14 protein-coding genes are annotated in these 15,420 nt (G+C 62.5%); 12 read left to right on the plus strand and 2 right to left on the minus strand.

Annotated features, from left to right (window positions below; genetic code table 11):
* Positions 1 to 80: 80 nt before the first annotated feature.
* From AWB74_RS09265 to AWB74_RS09310, 10 genes are all read left to right on the plus strand, one after another.
* Positions 81 to 1,109 carry a GlxA family transcriptional regulator gene (locus tag AWB74_RS09265; protein ID WP_061146474.1) on the plus strand — a complete coding sequence of 343 codons (1,029 nt, stop codon included), beginning with the start codon at positions 81 to 83 and terminating at the stop codon, positions 1,107 to 1,109.
* 122 nt (positions 1,110 to 1,231) lie between these two features.
* Entirely contained in the window at positions 1,232 to 3,616 is a 2,385-nt protein-coding gene (locus tag AWB74_RS09270; protein ID WP_061146475.1) for a bifunctional salicylyl-CoA 5-hydroxylase/oxidoreductase, read from the plus strand.
* A 2-nt stretch (positions 3,617 to 3,618) separates the two neighbouring features.
* Positions 3,619 to 4,380, plus strand: coding sequence for an SDR family NAD(P)-dependent oxidoreductase (locus tag AWB74_RS09275; protein ID WP_061146476.1), 762 nt, complete (start codon positions 3,619 to 3,621; stop codon positions 4,378 to 4,380).
* A 35-nt stretch (positions 4,381 to 4,415) separates the two neighbouring features.
* The gene (locus AWB74_RS09280; protein ID WP_087038930.1) at positions 4,416 to 4,934 is read left to right on the plus strand and encodes a MarR family winged helix-turn-helix transcriptional regulator; all 519 of its coding nucleotides are present in this window, start codon (positions 4,416 to 4,418) and stop codon (positions 4,932 to 4,934) included.
* A gap of 14 nt (positions 4,935 to 4,948) precedes the next feature.
* Positions 4,949 to 5,794 (plus strand): enoyl-CoA hydratase family protein, encoded by an 846-nt coding sequence (locus tag AWB74_RS09285; protein ID WP_061146478.1) that lies wholly within the window; start codon positions 4,949 to 4,951, stop codon positions 5,792 to 5,794.
* A 1-nt stretch (position 5,795) separates the two neighbouring features.
* Positions 5,796 to 6,977: an acyl-CoA dehydrogenase family protein gene (locus AWB74_RS09290; RefSeq protein ID WP_061146479.1), complete on the plus strand. Its 1,182-nt coding sequence runs from the start codon at positions 5,796 to 5,798 to the stop codon at positions 6,975 to 6,977.
* The gene (locus tag AWB74_RS09295) at positions 6,977 to 7,423 is read left to right on the plus strand and encodes an acyl-CoA thioesterase (RefSeq protein ID WP_061146671.1); all 447 of its coding nucleotides are present in this window, start codon (positions 6,977 to 6,979) and stop codon (positions 7,421 to 7,423) included. The genes AWB74_RS09290 and AWB74_RS09295 overlap by 1 nt, the downstream gene beginning before the upstream one ends.
* Entirely contained in the window at positions 7,420 to 7,815 is a 396-nt protein-coding gene (locus tag AWB74_RS09300) for a RidA family protein (protein WP_061146480.1), read from the plus strand. Before AWB74_RS09295 ends, AWB74_RS09300 begins: the two co-directional genes overlap by 4 nt.
* 13 nt (positions 7,816 to 7,828) lie before the next feature.
* A complete protein-coding gene (locus AWB74_RS09305; RefSeq protein WP_061146481.1) occupies positions 7,829 to 9,466 on the plus strand; it encodes an AMP-binding protein in 1,638 nt (545 codons plus the stop codon).
* An 85-nt stretch (positions 9,467 to 9,551) separates the two neighbouring features.
* Positions 9,552 to 11,159: an ABC transporter substrate-binding protein gene (locus AWB74_RS09310; protein WP_061146482.1), complete on the plus strand. Its 1,608-nt coding sequence runs from the start codon at positions 9,552 to 9,554 to the stop codon at positions 11,157 to 11,159.
* A 22-nt stretch (positions 11,160 to 11,181) separates the two neighbouring features.
* On the opposite strand, the gene AWB74_RS09315 is transcribed toward AWB74_RS09310, so the two are convergent.
* Positions 11,182 to 11,445, minus strand: a complete 264-nt coding sequence (locus AWB74_RS09315; protein WP_061146483.1) for a hypothetical protein — start codon at positions 11,443 to 11,445, stop codon at positions 11,182 to 11,184.
* A 393-nt stretch (positions 11,446 to 11,838) separates the two neighbouring features.
* Between AWB74_RS09315 and proP the strand changes: the two genes are divergently transcribed.
* Entirely contained in the window at positions 11,839 to 13,320 is a 1,482-nt protein-coding gene (proP, locus tag AWB74_RS09320) for a glycine betaine/L-proline transporter ProP (protein WP_061146484.1), read from the plus strand.
* Position 13,321: 1 nt separating this feature from the next.
* Here proP and AWB74_RS09325 read toward each other — a convergent pair whose 3' ends face one another.
* Positions 13,322 to 13,936, minus strand: a complete 615-nt coding sequence (locus AWB74_RS09325) for a DJ-1/PfpI family protein (RefSeq protein WP_061146672.1) — start codon at positions 13,934 to 13,936, stop codon at positions 13,322 to 13,324.
* 110 nt (positions 13,937 to 14,046) lie between these two features.
* On the opposite strand from AWB74_RS09325, the gene AWB74_RS09330 reads away from it, so the two are divergent.
* Positions 14,047 to 15,384, plus strand: coding sequence for an aminotransferase-like domain-containing protein (locus AWB74_RS09330; protein WP_061146485.1), 1,338 nt, complete (start codon positions 14,047 to 14,049; stop codon positions 15,382 to 15,384).
* Positions 15,385 to 15,420 lie beyond the last annotated feature (36 nt).

Below are 15,420 nucleotides of genomic sequence, written 5' to 3' on the forward strand. Positions count from 1 at the left end.
TCTGTGGAAACTATAATTGCTGGCCGCCTAAAAAAATTGTACGCTTCGGACATTCGACGGCACGTATCGGAGCATGGCAAATGCGGCGCGATTACTCTTTTCTTCGACCGAGCAAATCAGCGCCAGAGGTCGAAGCGCCGCTCAGGATCGGTATCGTGCCGACTCCCGACTTTACGTTGATGTCGCTTTCGTGCTTCGTCGAGTTCCTGCGGCTCTCGGCAGACGAGGCGGACTTCAGCAGGCAGATCTACTGCTCGTGGGATCTGCTGTCGCATGAGATCTCGCCCATTCGGGCGAGTTGCGGCTTTCCCATGTTGCCCACCAAAGTATTCGGCGATCCGGCCGACTACGATTACGTCGTGGTTCATGGCGGATTGCTCCACGGTTCGGAGCCGGTTCCCGACCAGCTCTACCGATTCGTACAATCCTGCGTCGAGGCGGGCGTGCCGGTCGTCGGGCTTTGCACTGGCCAGTTCGTTCTGGCCGAGCTGGGATATCTGTCCGGCAAGCGGTGTGCAGTGCACTTCTCGCTCGCGCACGCGATGCAGACCAATTTCCCCGATATCGTCGCCGTGACGGATGCCCCGGTCGTCATAGACGGCGGGTTCATCACATGTCCGGGAGGCCTTGCGGCAATCAATCTCGCCATGCATCTGGTGACGACGCATTGCGGCAACACGCGCTCCCACAAGGCGCTGCACTATCTGATGGCCGATCAGGGATTCGAGGAGATACAGGCCATGAAAAACGACTCCGAGATCGGCCTGCATTGTCCCGATCGGCGAGTTGTGAATGCAGTCGGCCTGATGATGCAGCAGACGTTGGAGCCAGGTTCGATTGCCAGCATCGCGCAAGCGATCGGGACCAGCGAGCGCGAACTCAATCGGCTCTTCAAGAAGCATCTGCGCGTCGCCCCTCAGCAATACTGGCGGAGCTTGCGCCTCAAGACAGCCAAATGGATGGTGCTGAACAGCGACCGATCCATCACTCAGATTGCTTATGAATGCGGCTTCACGGACAGCTCGCATCTCATCAATCTGTTCAAGCGCGAATTCAATGTCACTCCGGCCAAGTTAAGGAAGATTCGCTCGGACTTCGGAGTTCATTGAACCGAGGCAAGCCGCGCGCTAACGAGCGCATGCATGCAATATGCAGACGAATCAATTTACTTGACATCTAAACTATCTAAACCTAAATTATCGATTCGAGGAAACACAGTCGGAGAGCAAGCATGCGCATCGTCTGCATCGGCGGGGGCCCGGCGGGCCTGTATTTCGGCCTTTTGATGAAGCACCGCCACCCGGGATACGACATCACCATCGTTGAGCGCAACCGCGCCTACGACACGTTCGGCTGGGGCGTCGTCTTCTCCGACCAGACACTCGGGAATCTGCGCGCGGCAGACCCGCAAAGCGCCGACGCCATTCTCGATGCCTTCAATCACTGGGACGACATCGAAGTTCACATCGGCGGCCGCACGATCCGCTCGTCGGGACACGGTTTCTGCGGCATCGGCCGCAAACGTCTGCTGAATATTCTGCAAGCGCGCTGCGAAGAACTCGGCGTCAAGCTCGTCTTCGAGACGCAGGTCGTGAACGACGACGACTACGAAGCCGATCTCATCATCGCGAGCGACGGCGCGAACAGTGTGATCCGCCAGAAATATGCATCGACGTATCAGCCCGACATCGATATGCGCGATTGCCGCTTCGTATGGCTCGGCACCAACAAATGCTTCGACGCCTTCACGTTCGCGTTCGAAAAAACCGAATGGGGCTGGTTCCAGGCGCATGCCTATCGTTTCGATGAAAGCACGTCGACGTTCATCGTCGAAGCACCAGAGCGCGTATGGCGCGCGGCCGGCCTCGCCGACATGAGCAAGGAAGAAGGCATCGCATTTTGCGAGAAGCTCTTCGCAAAGTATCTCGACGGTCATGCGCTGATGTCGAACGCCACGCATTTGCGCGGCTCCGCGCAATGGATTCGCTTCCCGCGCGTCGTGAATCGCGAATGGGTGCATTGGCGCGAAGACGCGAACGGCAAGCGCACGCCGATCGTGCTGATGGGCGATGCGGCGCACACCGCGCACTTCTCCATCGGTTCGGGCACGAAGCTCGCGCTCGAAGATTCGATCGAGCTCGCGAACAGCATTGACACCGCGTTCGCGAAGCAGGATGGCGACCTCGAAGGCGCGCTCGCGCATTACACCCGGGTGCGCAGCGTCGATGTACTGCGCATTCAGAACGCGGCGCGCAATTCGACGGAATGGTTCGAGCACGTCGACCGTTACGCATCGTTCGAGCCGGAGCAATTCGCGTATTCGCTGCTCACGCGCTCGCAGCGCATCTCGCATGAAAACCTGCGTGAACGCGACGCGCGTTATCTCGCTTCGTTCGAAGACTGGCTCGCCGCGCGCGCGGGCATCGAACGCGAGACGCAACAACGTTCCGTTCCGCCGATGTTCACGCCCTTCACGCTGCGCGGCGTCACGCTGAAGAACCGCGTGGTCGTCTCGCCGATGGCGCAATATTCCGCCGTCGATGGCATCGCCGGCGACTATCACCTTGTGCATCTCGGCGCACGCGCGATGGGCGGCGCCGCGCTCGTGATGACGGAGATGACCTGCGTGTCGCCCGAAGCGCGCATCACGCCGGGATGCCCCGGCATGTACGCGCCGGAGCATCTGGCTGCATGGAAGCGCATCGTCGATTTCGTGCATGCACAATCCGATGCAAAGATCGGCATGCAGCTCGGTCACGCAGGCGCGAAAGCATCGACGCGCGTGAGCTGGGAAGGCATCGATCAGCCGCTTCCCGATAACAACTGGCCGCTCGTATCCGCATCGCCACAACAGTATGTGCGCGATGTGAGCCAATGGTCGCGTGAGGCATCGCATGAAGAACTGCGCGAGATCGAAGCGCAATTCGTGCGCGCAACCGAAATGGCCGCGCAAGCGGGTTTCGACTGGCTCGAACTGCACTGCGCGCACGGCTATTTCCTGTCGAGCTTCCTGTCGCCGTTGACCAATCATCGCACCGACGCATACGGCGGCTCGCTCGAAAACCGGCTGCGTTATCCGCTCGAAGTGTTCAAGGCGATGCGCGCGGTCTGGCCGCAAGACAAGCCGATGTCGGTGCGTATTTCCGCGCACGATTGGGTCGATGGCGGCACGACGCCCGACGATGCCGTCGAGATCGCACGCGCTTTCAAGGCCGCGGGCGCGGACATGATCGACGTGTCGTCGGGTCAGGTCAGCAAGGAAGAAAAGCCCGTGTATGGCCGCATGTTCCAGACGCCGTTCGCCGATCGCATCCGCAACGAAGCGGGCATCGCAACGATCGCGGTCGGCGCGATATCGGAAGCAGATCACGTGAACAGCATCATCGCGGCGGGACGCGCCGATCTTTGCGCGGTGGCGCGTCCGCATCTCGCGAATCCGTCGTGGACCTTGAACGAAGCGGCGAAGATCGGTTACTTCGATGTCGCGTGGCCGAAGCAATACGCCGCCGCGAAATCGCAGCTCGAACGCAATCTGGAACGCGAACGCGCGATGGCCGTTGGCAATGCGGGCCTCACGCCGCAAGAACGCGCGCAACGCGCCGAAGGAACGATTTGATCATGACGGCTCTCGTCGATAAACACGCAGTCGTGACGGGCGGAGGCAGCGGCATCGGCGCTGCGTGCGCGGTGGCGCTCGCACAAGCGGGCGCGCGCATCACGCTGATGGGCCGCGATATCGTGCGTCTCGAAGCGCAGCGCGACGCGATGCGTTCTCATGGCGATGTCGCATGCATCAGCGTCGATGTCACGAATGAAAGCGCCGTCGAAGAAGCGTTCAAACGCGCGGGCCCGGTCGATATCCTCGTGAACAACGCGGGCCACGCGCAAGCCGCGCCCTTCACGCACACCGATGCCGCGCTCTGGCAACGCATGCTCGACGTGAACCTCACGGGCGTGTTCCTCTGCACGCGCGCCGCATTGCCTTCGATGATCGAACGCGGTCATGGCCGCGTCGTGAACGTCGCGAGCACCGCGGGTCAGATCGGTTATGCGTATGTCGCCGCTTATTGCGCAGCGAAGCATGGCGTCATCGGCCTTACGCGCGCGCTCGCGCTCGAAGTCGCGACCAAGGGCATCACGGTCAACGCGGTATGCCCCGGCTACACCGAAACCGAACTGCTGCGTGAATCGCTCGATCAGATCATGACGAAGACGTCCCGCAGCGAACAGGACGCGCGCGATGCGCTCGTGCGCAGCAATCCGCAACGCCGCTTCGTGCAGCCGGAAGAAGTCGCCAATGCCGTGCTCTGGCTGTGCGCGCCCGGCTCCGGCTCGATGAATGGCCAATCGATTTCCGTATCAGGTGGAGAAGTCACGTGACCCACGCCGCACGCAACAAGAAGACGAGTGCCGCCATGGAAAAAGCGCCGCGCAAGGGCATCGAGAAACCGGCGGAGAACGTCGTCGATCTGGAAATGAGCACGGGCGCAGACAGCCACATGGGACTGCGTCTGTGGCTGCGCATGCTGACCACCACCAACCTCGTGCAAGCCGAATTGCGCAAGCGCCTGCGCACCGAGTTCGACACGACCTTGCCGCGCTTCGACCTGATGGCGCAGCTCGAACGCCATCCCGAAGGATTGAAGATGACCGAGCTGTCGCGCCGCATGATGGTCACGGGCGGCAACGTGACGGGCATCACCGATCAGCTCGAAAAGGAAGGCCTCGTCTCGCGTTATACCGATCCGAACGATCGCCGCTCGACCAGCGTGCGACTCACGCCGCAAGGCCGCGCCGCGTTCGACAAGATGGCGACCGCGCATGAGCAATGGGTCGTCGAGATGTTCGGCGGCCTCGAACTGAACGAGAAGTCGCAGACGCATCAGCGGCTCGGCAAGCTCAAGCAACATCTGATGAATACGCTGAAGGACTGAAGGAGACGACGACAATGACATCATCGAATGCGCTTCTTGCGGGCAACAGAACGACGCTCGCCGGCTATCGCGCGACGCATTTCGGCTGGTCCGTGACGAACGGCGTCGCGACCATCATGTTGAATCGGCCCGAGCGCAAGAACCCGCTGACCTTCGAATCGTATGCGGAGTTGCGTGACCTCTTCCGCCAACTCGCGTATGCAACCGATGTCAAAGCCGTCGTGATTCACGGCGCGGGCGATAACTTCTGTTCCGGCGGCGACGTGCATGAAATCATCGCGCCGCTCGTCGATCTGCCGATGCCCGAACTGCTGCTCTTCACGCGCATGACGGGCGATCTCGTGAAGGCGATGCGTCATTGCCCGCAGCCGGTCATCGCAGCCGTCGACGGCGTGTGCGCGGGCGCGGGCGCCATTCTCGCGATGGCCTCCGACATGCGCCTCGGCACGGCGCGCAGCAAGCTCGCGTTCCTGTTCGCACGCGTCGGTCTCGCGGGCTGCGACATGGGCGCGTGCTCGATCCTGCCGCGCATCATCGGCCAGGGACGCGCGGCGGAATTGCTGTACACGGGCCGCGCCGCGAGCGGCGACGAAGGCTATCAATGGGGCTTCTACAACCACCTGTGCACGCCTGAAACCCTGCTCGATGAAGCCGCGAAACTCGCCTCCGATCTCGTCGCCGGACCGACCTTCGCGCATGGCATCACGAAGAAAATGCTGCATCAGGAATGGAGCATGAGCATCGACGAAGCGATCGAGTCCGAAGCGCAGGCGCAAGCCATCTGCATGAGCACGCGCGATTTCGAGCGCGCGTATCGCGCATTCGCGGCCAAGACGCGCCCCGTGTTCGAAGGAGACTGAATTGAACGTCGATCTTCATAGCGCGCTTGCATGGCCCTTCTTCGACGAACGGCATCGCCAACTCGCGCTCGATGTCGATGCGTGGGCCGCTGAACATCTGCAACACGTCGATCACGCCGACACCGACGCAACCTGCAAGCGCCTCGTGCGAATGCTGGGCGATGCAGGGTGGCTCACGCATTGCATCGGCGGCACGCGATACGGCGCATCGCGCGACACGATCGACACGCGTGCCGTGTGTCTGCTGCGTGAAACGCTCGCGAAGCACGACGGTCTCGCCGATTTCGCCTTCGCGATGCAAGGCCTCGGCTCGGGCGCGATATCGCTGGCGGGAACGGATGCGCAGAAAGAGCGTTATTTGCCGCGCGTAGCGAAAGGAACGGCATTAGCGGCTTTCGCGCTGTCCGAACCCGACGCGGGTTCCGATGTCGCGGCGATGTCGCTGAGCGCGCAGGCCGATGACGACGCCTACGTGCTGAACGGCGACAAGACCTGGATTTCGAACGGCGGCATCGCGGACTTCTATGTCGTGTTCGCGCGTACCGGCGAAGCGCCGGGCTCGCGCGGCATCAGCGCGTTCATCGTCGATGCCGATACGCCGGGTCTGGAAATCGCGGAGCGCATCGACGTGATCGCGCCGCATCCGCTCGCACGCCTGCATTTCGACAACGCCCGCGTGCCGCGCAGTCAGATGCTCGGCGTACCCGGCGAAGGCTTCAAGATCGCGATGCGCACACTCGATATCTTCCGCACGTCCGTTGCGGCCGCATCGCTCGGCTTTGCGCGCCGCGCGATGCAGGAAGGACTCGATCGCGCCGCATCGCGCAAGATGTTCGGCCAGACGCTCGGCGATTTTCAACTGACGCAGGCGAAGCTCGCGCAGATGGCGCTGACCATCGATACGAGCGCGCTGCTCGTCTATCGCGCCGCGTGGCTGCGCGATCAGGGCGAAAGCGTGACACGCGAAGCGGCGATGGCGAAGTGGCACGCAAGCGAAGGCGCGCAGCAGGTCATCGACGCCGCCGTGCAACTGTGGGGCGGTCTGGGCGTGACGCGCGGCATGGCGGTCGAATCGCTGTATCGCGAGATTCGCGCGCTGCGCATCTATGAAGGCGCGACCGAAGTGCAGCAGTTGATCGTCGGGCGCGATGTGCTGAAAGCGCACGGAGAACGTCAACGATGATGACGCCGACCTTCGATATGCCGATGCGTATCCGTTTCGCGCATTGCGATCCGGCTGGCATCGTCTATTTCCCGCAATACCTCGTGATGACGAATGCGCTCGTCGAAGACTGGTTTAACGATGCGCTTCACATCGACTATGCGCGGATGATTTCGCAGCGCCGCGTCGGGCTGCCCATCGTCAAGCTCAGTTGCGACTTCTCGCGGCCGAGCCGCATGGGTGAAACGGTGACGCTCACGCTGTCCGTCGATTCGGTCGGGCAGCGATCGGTTCGCATCGACATCGTCTGTCATTGCGACGGCGAAGTGCGCTTTCGCGCAAAGCAGGTTCTGGTGACGACATCGCTCGACGATGGCCGTTCGATCGATATTCCCGGCGACATCGCCCGCGCAATCGAGCAGTTCGCGCCGGGCACGAGCCGCGTGCAAGAGGAGACACGTTCATGAAAAAGACACTTCTGCCTTCGGGCTGGATCAAGCCGCGCGGCTATGCGAACGGCGTCGCGGTGCGCGGTACGCAGGTGTATATCGCCGGGCAGATCGGCTGGGACGAACAGGCGCGCTTCGTCAGCAAGGAGTTCGGCGCGCAAGCCGCGCAGGCGTTGCGCAATATCGTCGCGGTGCTGCACGAAGCGGGCGGCAAGCCGGAGCATCTCGTGCGCATGACGTGGTACGTCACCGACAAGCGCGCGTATCTCGCGGCGGCGAAGGACATCGGCGCAGCGTTTCGCGAACTGATCGGCGATTACGACATCGCGATGAGCGCCGTGCAGGTCGTCGCGCTGATCGAGGACGATGCACTGGTGGAAATCGAAGCCACGGCGGTCATTCCCAACTGAAGCGGAGAGCACGATGGAACGGTCAGCACACGTCGATACATTCGCGCGCGATCATCTGCCGCAGCAGGAGCAATGGCCGGTATTCATGCTCGACAACGCGGATGTGGCCTACCCTGCGCGCATCAATTGCGCGACGGAACTGCTGGATCGCGCGATCGAAAGCGGACAGGGCGATCGTCCCGCGATCTGGTCCGATGTGAACGGCGCGCCGCACGCGACAAGTTATCGCGAGCTGCGCCGGCTCGTGAATCGCAGCGCGCATGTGCTCGTCGATGAAATGGGCTTGCGTCCGGGCAATCGCGTGCTGCTGCGCGGCCCGAACACCTTGCAGATGGCCGTCGCATTTTTCGCCGCGTTGAAAGCCGGTCTCGTCGTCGTGCCGACGATGCCGCTCTTGCGCGCGAAGGAGTTGAAGCAGATCATCGACAAGGCGCAGATTTCGGCTGCACTCTGCGATGTGCGTCTCACCGATGAACTCGCGCGCTGCACGAAACAAGGCGACGAGTTCCATTGCGAAGCGCTCACGCAAGTGCTTTATTTTCACGACGATGCGCCCGGTTCGCTCGAATCGCTGGCGGCATCGAAGCCCGATCATTTTGACGCGTGCGATACCGCCGCCGATGACGTATGCCTCATCGCGTTCACGAGCGGCACGACGGGCGCGCCGAAGGGCTGCATGCACTTTCATCGCGACGTGCTCGCGATGTGCGATCTCTTTCCGCGTCACATCCTGAAGCCCACGTCGAACGATATCTTTTGCGGCACGCCGCCGCTCGCGTTCACGTTCGGCCTCGGCGGCTTGCTGTGCTTTCCGCTGCGCGTCGGGGCATCGACGGTGCTGCTCGAAAAGCTCACGCCCGAAACGCTGCTTCAGACCGTCGAACGCTTTCACGCGACGATCATGTTCACCGCGCCGACGTTCTATCGGCAGATGGCGCCGCTCATCGAACGTTTCGACATGTCGAGTCTCGCGAAGACCGTATCGGCAGGCGAAGCATTGCCCGATTCGACGCGCGCCTTGTGGCGCGATGCGAGCGGCATCGAAATGATCGACGGCATCGGCGGCACGGAGATGATCCACATCTTCATTGCGTCGGCGGGTGCGGATGTCCGCGAGCACGCGATCGGACGCGCGGTGCCGGGTTACATCGTGCAGGCCGTCGATGACGCGATGCAGCCCGTGCCGCCCGGCACGCTCGGCAAGCTCGCGGTGCGTGGCCCTACCGGTTGCCGCTATCTCGCCGACGAGCGCCAGTCGAAGTTCGTGCGCGACGGCTGGAACCTTCCCGGCGATTCCGTCGTGATCGATAAAGACGGCTACGTGTTCTATCAGGCACGCGCCGACGACATGATCGTATCGGCGGGCTACAACATCTCCGGGCCGGAAGTCGAAAGCGTGCTGATGCAGCATGAAGCGGTCGCGGAATGCGGCGTGATCGGCGTGCCCGACGAGACGCGCGGGCAAGTGGTGAAGGCGTTCGTCGTGCTCAATGCCGGCTTCATCGGTAACGATGCGCTCATCGCCGAATTGCAGGACTTCGTGAAGCGCAACGTCGCGCCTTACAAGTATCCGCGTCTCGTCACGTTCCTCGATGCATTGCCGCGCACGGAGACGGGCAAGCTCAAGCGCTTTGCATTGCGCACGATGTAGCGGGAAGCAAGAACGTTTGCTTGGTAGAGTATGGCTCACGCCCGCCGCGAGGCGGCTTGCCCACTCTTCCGAGCAAACAAGAAAAATGCTTCTTTCACGACGTTTCTTTGTTGTTTCTCTTTCCGCTGCACTTGCAATCACCGCGCAAGCCGCATCCGGCGCGAGCAAGACGCTCGTCTTCTGTTCCGAAGGCAGTCCCGCCGGTTTCGACTCCGCGCAGTACACGACCAGCACCGACTTCGACGCCGGCGCGCACTCGGTCTACGATCAGCTCGTCGAGTTCAGGCGCGGCACGCTCGATCTCGTGCCGGGTCTCGCCCAGAAGTGGGACGAGTCGCCGGATGCGAAGACCTTCACGTTTCATCTGCGGCGCGGCGTGAAGTTTCAATCGACAGCGTGGTTCAAGCCCACGCGCGACTTCAATGCCGACGATGTCGTGTTCACATTCAAACGCATGATCGATCCGAACGAGCCGTTCCAGAAGGCGCATCCGGTCAGCTTTCCGTATCTGACCGATCTCGGCTACGACAAGAACATCGCATCGGTCGAGAAGCTCGACGATTACACCGTGCGCTTCACGCTCAAGACGGCCGATGTCGTGTTCGTGCGCAACATCGCGATGGAATTCGCGTCCATCGTTTCAGCCGAATATGCCGCGCAGTTGTTGAAGCAAGGCAAGCCCGAAGACCTCAATCAGAAGCCCGTCGGCACGGGCGCGTTCGTGTTTCGCGACTATCAGAAAGATTCGACGATCCGCTACGACGCGAACCCGACGTACTGGAATCGCAAGGACGTGCACATCGACAAGCTCGTGTTCTCGATCACGCCCGATGCCGCCGTGCGCCAGCAGAAGCTGGCAGGCGGCGAATGCCAGGTGACGTCGTTTCCGCGCCCCGCAGATATCGCTGCGTCGAAGAATGACCCGAAGCTCGCAGTGCTGTCGGGCGTCGGATTCAATGTCGCGTACGTGGGCTACAACACGACGCACAAGCCGCTGGATAACGTGAACGTGCGCCGCGCGCTCGATATGGCCATCGACAAGCAGGCGATCATCAAGACCGTCTACGAAGGCGCGGCCGCGGTCGCGACGAACCCGATGCCGCCCTCGCAATGGTCCTATAACAAGGCGCTTAAAGATGCGCCGCACGATCCCGCGAAGGCGAAGCAATTACTGAAGGATGCCGGCTTTCCGAACGGCTTCACGATCACGCTCTGGGCCATGCCGGTACAGCGCGGCTATAACCCGAACGCGCGCCTGATGGCGCAACTGATTCAATCGGACTGGGCGAAGATCGGCGTGAAGGCGAACATCGTCACCTACGAGTGGGCCGAGTACAACAAGCGCGCGAAAACCAACGGCGAGCACGACGCGATTCTCTACGGCTGGCTCGGCGACAACGGCGATCCCGACAACTGGCTCGGCACCACGCTCGGCTGCGATGCGGTTCACGGCAGCAACGTGGCGAAGTGGTGCAACAAGCAGTTCGACGATCTGCTCGCGAAGGCGCGCCTCGTCACCGATCAGAACGCGCGCACGAAGCTCTATGAAGAAGCGCAGGTTGTCTTCAAGGATCAGGTGCCCTATACGCCGCTCGCCCACGCCAACATCTTTCAGCCGATCTCGAAGCGCGTACACGGCTATCTGATCAGCCCGCTCGGCGGGCATCGCTTCGACGGCATCACGCTCGATTGATCGATCGATGATCATTCGAGGATCAGCCTCCGCGAAGCCACGCGTCGATGCTGTCGCGTTCTTCGCGCTTGCCTGACTGTGTTTTATAGGCATCCGCGCCGCCGACGTCGGGCATATCGTGCCTGACGTCCTTCGCGGCCATCGCATGCATGGTCTGCGCGCCTTGCGATGCCGGTGCCGCCGCGCCGCGCTCGACCATATCGGCCGTGCATTCGTCCGCAAATGCGGGAACGGCGAACAACGCTGCATTCGCGGCCAGAAGAACGGCGAGGTGTTTCGCTTTCATTGCGACTCCAGTGTGACGATAAAAAGAAGCGCGATCCCAAACGACACGTTCGCCGGACATCGAACTTTGGAGTGTCGAGAGCAATCGCGCCCACGCCAGTCAATGCATGGCTCATGCCAATCGCACCGTGCGCATCGATCGAATCGCCGGGAGCCTTGAGGACAAAGGGTTTCAACGTGATACGCGCGCATCGATGAAGTCCGCGCCTGTCGGACCGCGACCAACGCTTTGCCCCTGCATGTACGACGCAATCCGACAGTGCGGATGCACGGTGTCGTTTTCAACCGATTTGCCGACGCGTGAGCGAAGGCACGCGCGCGCCACGGTCCGCACACTCTCACGAACCATCATGCCGAGGGCCGCGTGCCTCATCGGAAATCAGGAGTGAGACAATTGAGCCCTTCGCACGAGCGCAACGCCCGAAGTACATCGCCATCGCCCCTCACGTTGGGCGATATCACCATCGTCGATCATGCCCTGCTGAAACGCGCCGTCGGCGCAATGGCGCTCGGCAATGCAATGGAATGGTTCGATTTCGGTGTGTATAGCTATATCGCCGTGGTGCTCGGCAAGGTGTTCTTTCCGTCGAGCAGCCCGTCGGCGCAACTGATCGCGACCTTCGGCACGTTCGCCGCGGCCTTTCTCGTGCGGCCCATCGGCGGCATGGTGTTCGGCCCGCTCGGCGACCGGATCGGCCGGCAGCGCGTGCTCGCCATGACGATGATCATGATGGCCGTCGGCACCTTCTGCATCGGCCTGATTCCGAGCTATCACTCGATCGGCATCCTCGCCCCGGTGCTGCTGCTCGTCGCGCGACTCGTGCAGGGCTTCTCGACGGGCGGCGAGTACGGCGGCGCGGCCACGTTCATCGCCGAATTCTCGACCGATGCGCGGCGCGGCTTTTACGGCAGCTTTCTCGAAGTCGGCACGCTCGCGGGTTATATCCTCGGCGCGGGCACGGTCGCTGTCCTGACCGCGACACTCTCGCACGACGCGTTGCTTTCATGGGGATGGCGCGTGCCGTTCATGATCGCGGGACCGCTCGGGCTCGTCGGCCTGTATATCCGCATGAAGCTCGAAGAGACGCCGGCGTTCAAGAAGGAAGCGGAGACGCGCGAAGCGCATGAGCGGTCGCGCCCGAAGCAATCGCTCTCCGCACTGCTCGCGCAGCAGTTCAGGCCGATGATGCAATGCGTCGGCCTCGTGCTGATCTTCAACGTCACCGATTACATGGCGCTGTCGTACTTGCCGAGCTTTCTGTCGGCGACATTGCACTTCGACGAAACGCACGGCCTCTTTCTCGTGCTGCTCGTCATGGTGCTGATGATCCCGATGACGCTTTTTGCGGGCCATCTCTCCGACATGATCGGCCGCAAGCCGGTGATGCTGGCCGGCTGCGTCGGTCTCTTCGTGCTGTCGATTCCCGCCCTTCTTCTCGTGCGCACGGGCGCGCTGCTGCCGGTGTTTTTCGGCTTGCTGATTCTCGGCGCGCTGCTTTCGACATTCACCGGCGTGATGCCGTCCGCATTGCCCGCGCTGTTCCCGACGCGCATTCGATACGGCGCACTCGCCATCGGCTTCAACGTGTCGGTGTCGCTTTTCGGCGGCACGACGCCGCTCGTCACCGCATGGCTCGTCGATGTAACCGGCAATCTGATGATGCCCGCGTACTACCTGATAGCGGCATCGGCGATCGGCGTGGTGTCGGTGCTCGCGTTGCGCGAAACCGCGCGGCAGCCTCTGCTCGGCTCGGGACCGTGCGTCGCGACCAAAGCGGAAGCGCTCGCCCTCACGCGCAAGAAGCTGAAGGTCGTATCGGGCAAAGGCAGAGGCAAGCGCGTGGACGAAGCGCTGCGCGAAAAGAAGCGGGCGTGATTCACGCCAGCGCGTTGACATCGAGATACGGCGCGATGTTCTTCATCGCGCGCTCGACGTAGATCGCTTTCTCGCCAACGGGCGCCACGTAGTGCATCGCGTCGCGCGCGGCCTCGACGCCTTCGAACCGCGCGATCACCCACGCCGCGAGATACTGCGAAGCAAGACAGCCGCCCGCCGTCGCCACGTTGCCGTTCGCGACGAACGGTTGATCGAGCGTGCGCACGCCTGCTTCCTCGACCCACGATTTCGTCGTCAGGTCCGTGCAGGCAGGCACGTCATCGAGCAGGCCGAGCTTCGCGAGAACGAGCGTGCCTGAGCATTGCGCCGCCAATAACTGACGTGCAGGATCGAGCCGGATGCGCGCCATCAACGCGGCATCGGCGACGACATCGCGCGTCAGCCTCCCGCTTCCGACGATCACGGCATCGGCCTGCGCTGCGTCTTCCAGCGTCGCCTGCGCCTTCAGCACGACACCGTTCATCGATCGCACTTCTTCCGACGGACACGCGATCGACACCTTCCAGTCCGGCCTCTTCACGCGATTCAGAATGCCGAGCGCGATCAACGAATCCAGCTCGTTGAAGCCGTCGAACGTGAGTATGGCGATATGCATGATGTGTTCCTTTCGGGCATGGGTTGCGCACGGACCCATGCTAAGGGCATAAACAAATACAATCAAAAACTTGTCATGGATACATCTGCCACGTCCGACGAGGGCCGCTCATGCCGCAACCGCCTCGCTACAAGCAAATCGTCGACCGATTCGCGGACGATATCCGCTCGGGGCGGCTGAAGCCGGGCACGCGACTGCCGACGCATCGGCAACTGGCCGCACGCGAAGGGCTCGGGCTCGTGACCGCCACGCGCGTCTATACGGAACTCAGCGCGATGGGTCTCGTCAGCGGTGAAACCGGACGCGGCACCTTCGTGAAGGAAACGACGCTCGCGCGGGAGCTCGGCCTCGATCAGGTTGCGATCGCGTCGGACATGGTCGATCTCAACTTCAACTATCCGGCGCTGGCGAGCCAGGCGGATTTGCTGCGCAATGCATTGCGGCAGTTGTCATCGGCGGGCGATCTGGAAGCGCTCTTGCGCTATCAGCCGCATGGCGGACGCGCGCGCGACCGTGCGTCGGTGGCGCGGCATCTCGCGCGGCGCGGGCTGGAGATCAGCGGCGATCGCGTGATGCTCGTCGATGGCGCGCAACACGGCCTCGCCACGACCGTGATGGCGCTGCTGAAGCCGGGCGATGTGGTTGCCGTCGATACGCTGACGTATCCCGGCTTCAAGATGCTGGCCGAGGCGTACCGGCTCGAACTGGCGCCTTTGCCCGCATCGGGCGCGGGTCCGGACGCCGACGCGCTCGATGCGCTATGCAAGCGCCGTCGCGTGCGCGCGCTCTACGCGATGCCGACGCTGCACAATCCGCTCGGCTGGGTCATGACGGCTTCGCGCCGCAGGCAGTTGGTGTCGCTTGCGCGCAAGCATGGTTTTTTCATCATCGAGGATGCCGCTTACGCCTTTCTCGCCGACGATGCTCCGCCGCCGCTCGCCGCCATCGCGCCCGAACTCACGGTGTATGTGTCGGGGTTTTCGAAGAATGTCGCGACGGGACTGCGTGTCGGCTATGTCGCCGCGCCGCCCGAATGGGTGCGCAAGATCGAACGCGCGATCCGCGTGACGACATGGAACACGCCCGGCGTGATGACGGCGATCGCGTGCGGCTGGCTCGAAGACGGCACGGTCGAAAGGCTCGAAGCGGAGAAGCGCGCGGATGCGTCGATGCGGCAGGTGATCGCGGCTCGCGCGCTGGGACGGCTGAAGCGCGTCGCGCATCCGGCTTCGTACTTCGTCTGGCTGCCGATGCCGGAAGACGTGCGCGCGGACCGCATCGCTGCGGCGCTGGCGGAAGAGCGCATTTCGGTGTCGATGGCCGAGCCGTTCTGCACGTCGGCGCACGTGCCGCATGCGTTGCGGCTGGCGTTGGGATCGGTGGATGCGGCGACGCTGGAGCAGGCGTTGGGGCGCGTGGCGGAAGTGGTCGGGCGGTATGCGTATTGAATGCGGCCCTTTTTCGCCATTAAACGTTTCCGTAAT

This window comes from Caballeronia arvi (genome assembly GCF_001544695.2).
Lineage (GTDB): Bacteria > Pseudomonadota > Gammaproteobacteria > Burkholderiales > Burkholderiaceae > Caballeronia > Caballeronia arvi.

Bases quoted from the DNA above. Each gene is read 5' to 3' on its own strand.
- AWB74_RS09310 (WP_061146482.1), top strand. From the start codon at position 9,552: ATGCTTCTTTCACGACGTTTCTTTGTTGTTTCTCTTTCCGCTGCACTT.
- AWB74_RS09275 (WP_061146476.1), top strand. From the start codon at position 3,619: ATGACGGCTCTCGTCGATAAACACGCAGTCGTGACGGGCGGAGGCAGC.
- AWB74_RS09280 (WP_087038930.1), top strand. From the start codon at position 4,416: ATGGAAAAAGCGCCGCGCAAGGGCATCGAGAAACCGGCGGAGAACGTC.
- AWB74_RS09285 (WP_061146478.1), top strand. From the start codon at position 4,949: ATGACATCATCGAATGCGCTTCTTGCGGGCAACAGAACGACGCTCGCC.
- AWB74_RS09300 (WP_061146480.1), top strand. From the start codon at position 7,420: ATGAAAAAGACACTTCTGCCTTCGGGCTGGATCAAGCCGCGCGGCTAT.
- AWB74_RS09295 (WP_061146671.1), top strand. From the start codon at position 6,977: ATGACGCCGACCTTCGATATGCCGATGCGTATCCGTTTCGCGCATTGC.
- AWB74_RS09270 (WP_061146475.1), top strand. From the start codon at position 1,232: ATGCGCATCGTCTGCATCGGCGGGGGCCCGGCGGGCCTGTATTTCGGC.
- AWB74_RS09305 (WP_061146481.1), top strand. From the start codon at position 7,829: ATGGAACGGTCAGCACACGTCGATACATTCGCGCGCGATCATCTGCCG.
- AWB74_RS09265 (WP_061146474.1), top strand. From the start codon at position 81: ATGCGGCGCGATTACTCTTTTCTTCGACCGAGCAAATCAGCGCCAGAG.
- AWB74_RS09325 (WP_061146672.1), bottom strand. From the start codon at position 13,936: ATGCATATCGCCATACTCACGTTCGACGGCTTCAACGAGCTGGATTCG.
- AWB74_RS09315 (WP_061146483.1), bottom strand. From the start codon at position 11,445: ATGAAAGCGAAACACCTCGCCGTTCTTCTGGCCGCGAATGCAGCGTTG.
- AWB74_RS09330 (WP_061146485.1), top strand. From the start codon at position 14,047: ATGCCGCAACCGCCTCGCTACAAGCAAATCGTCGACCGATTCGCGGAC.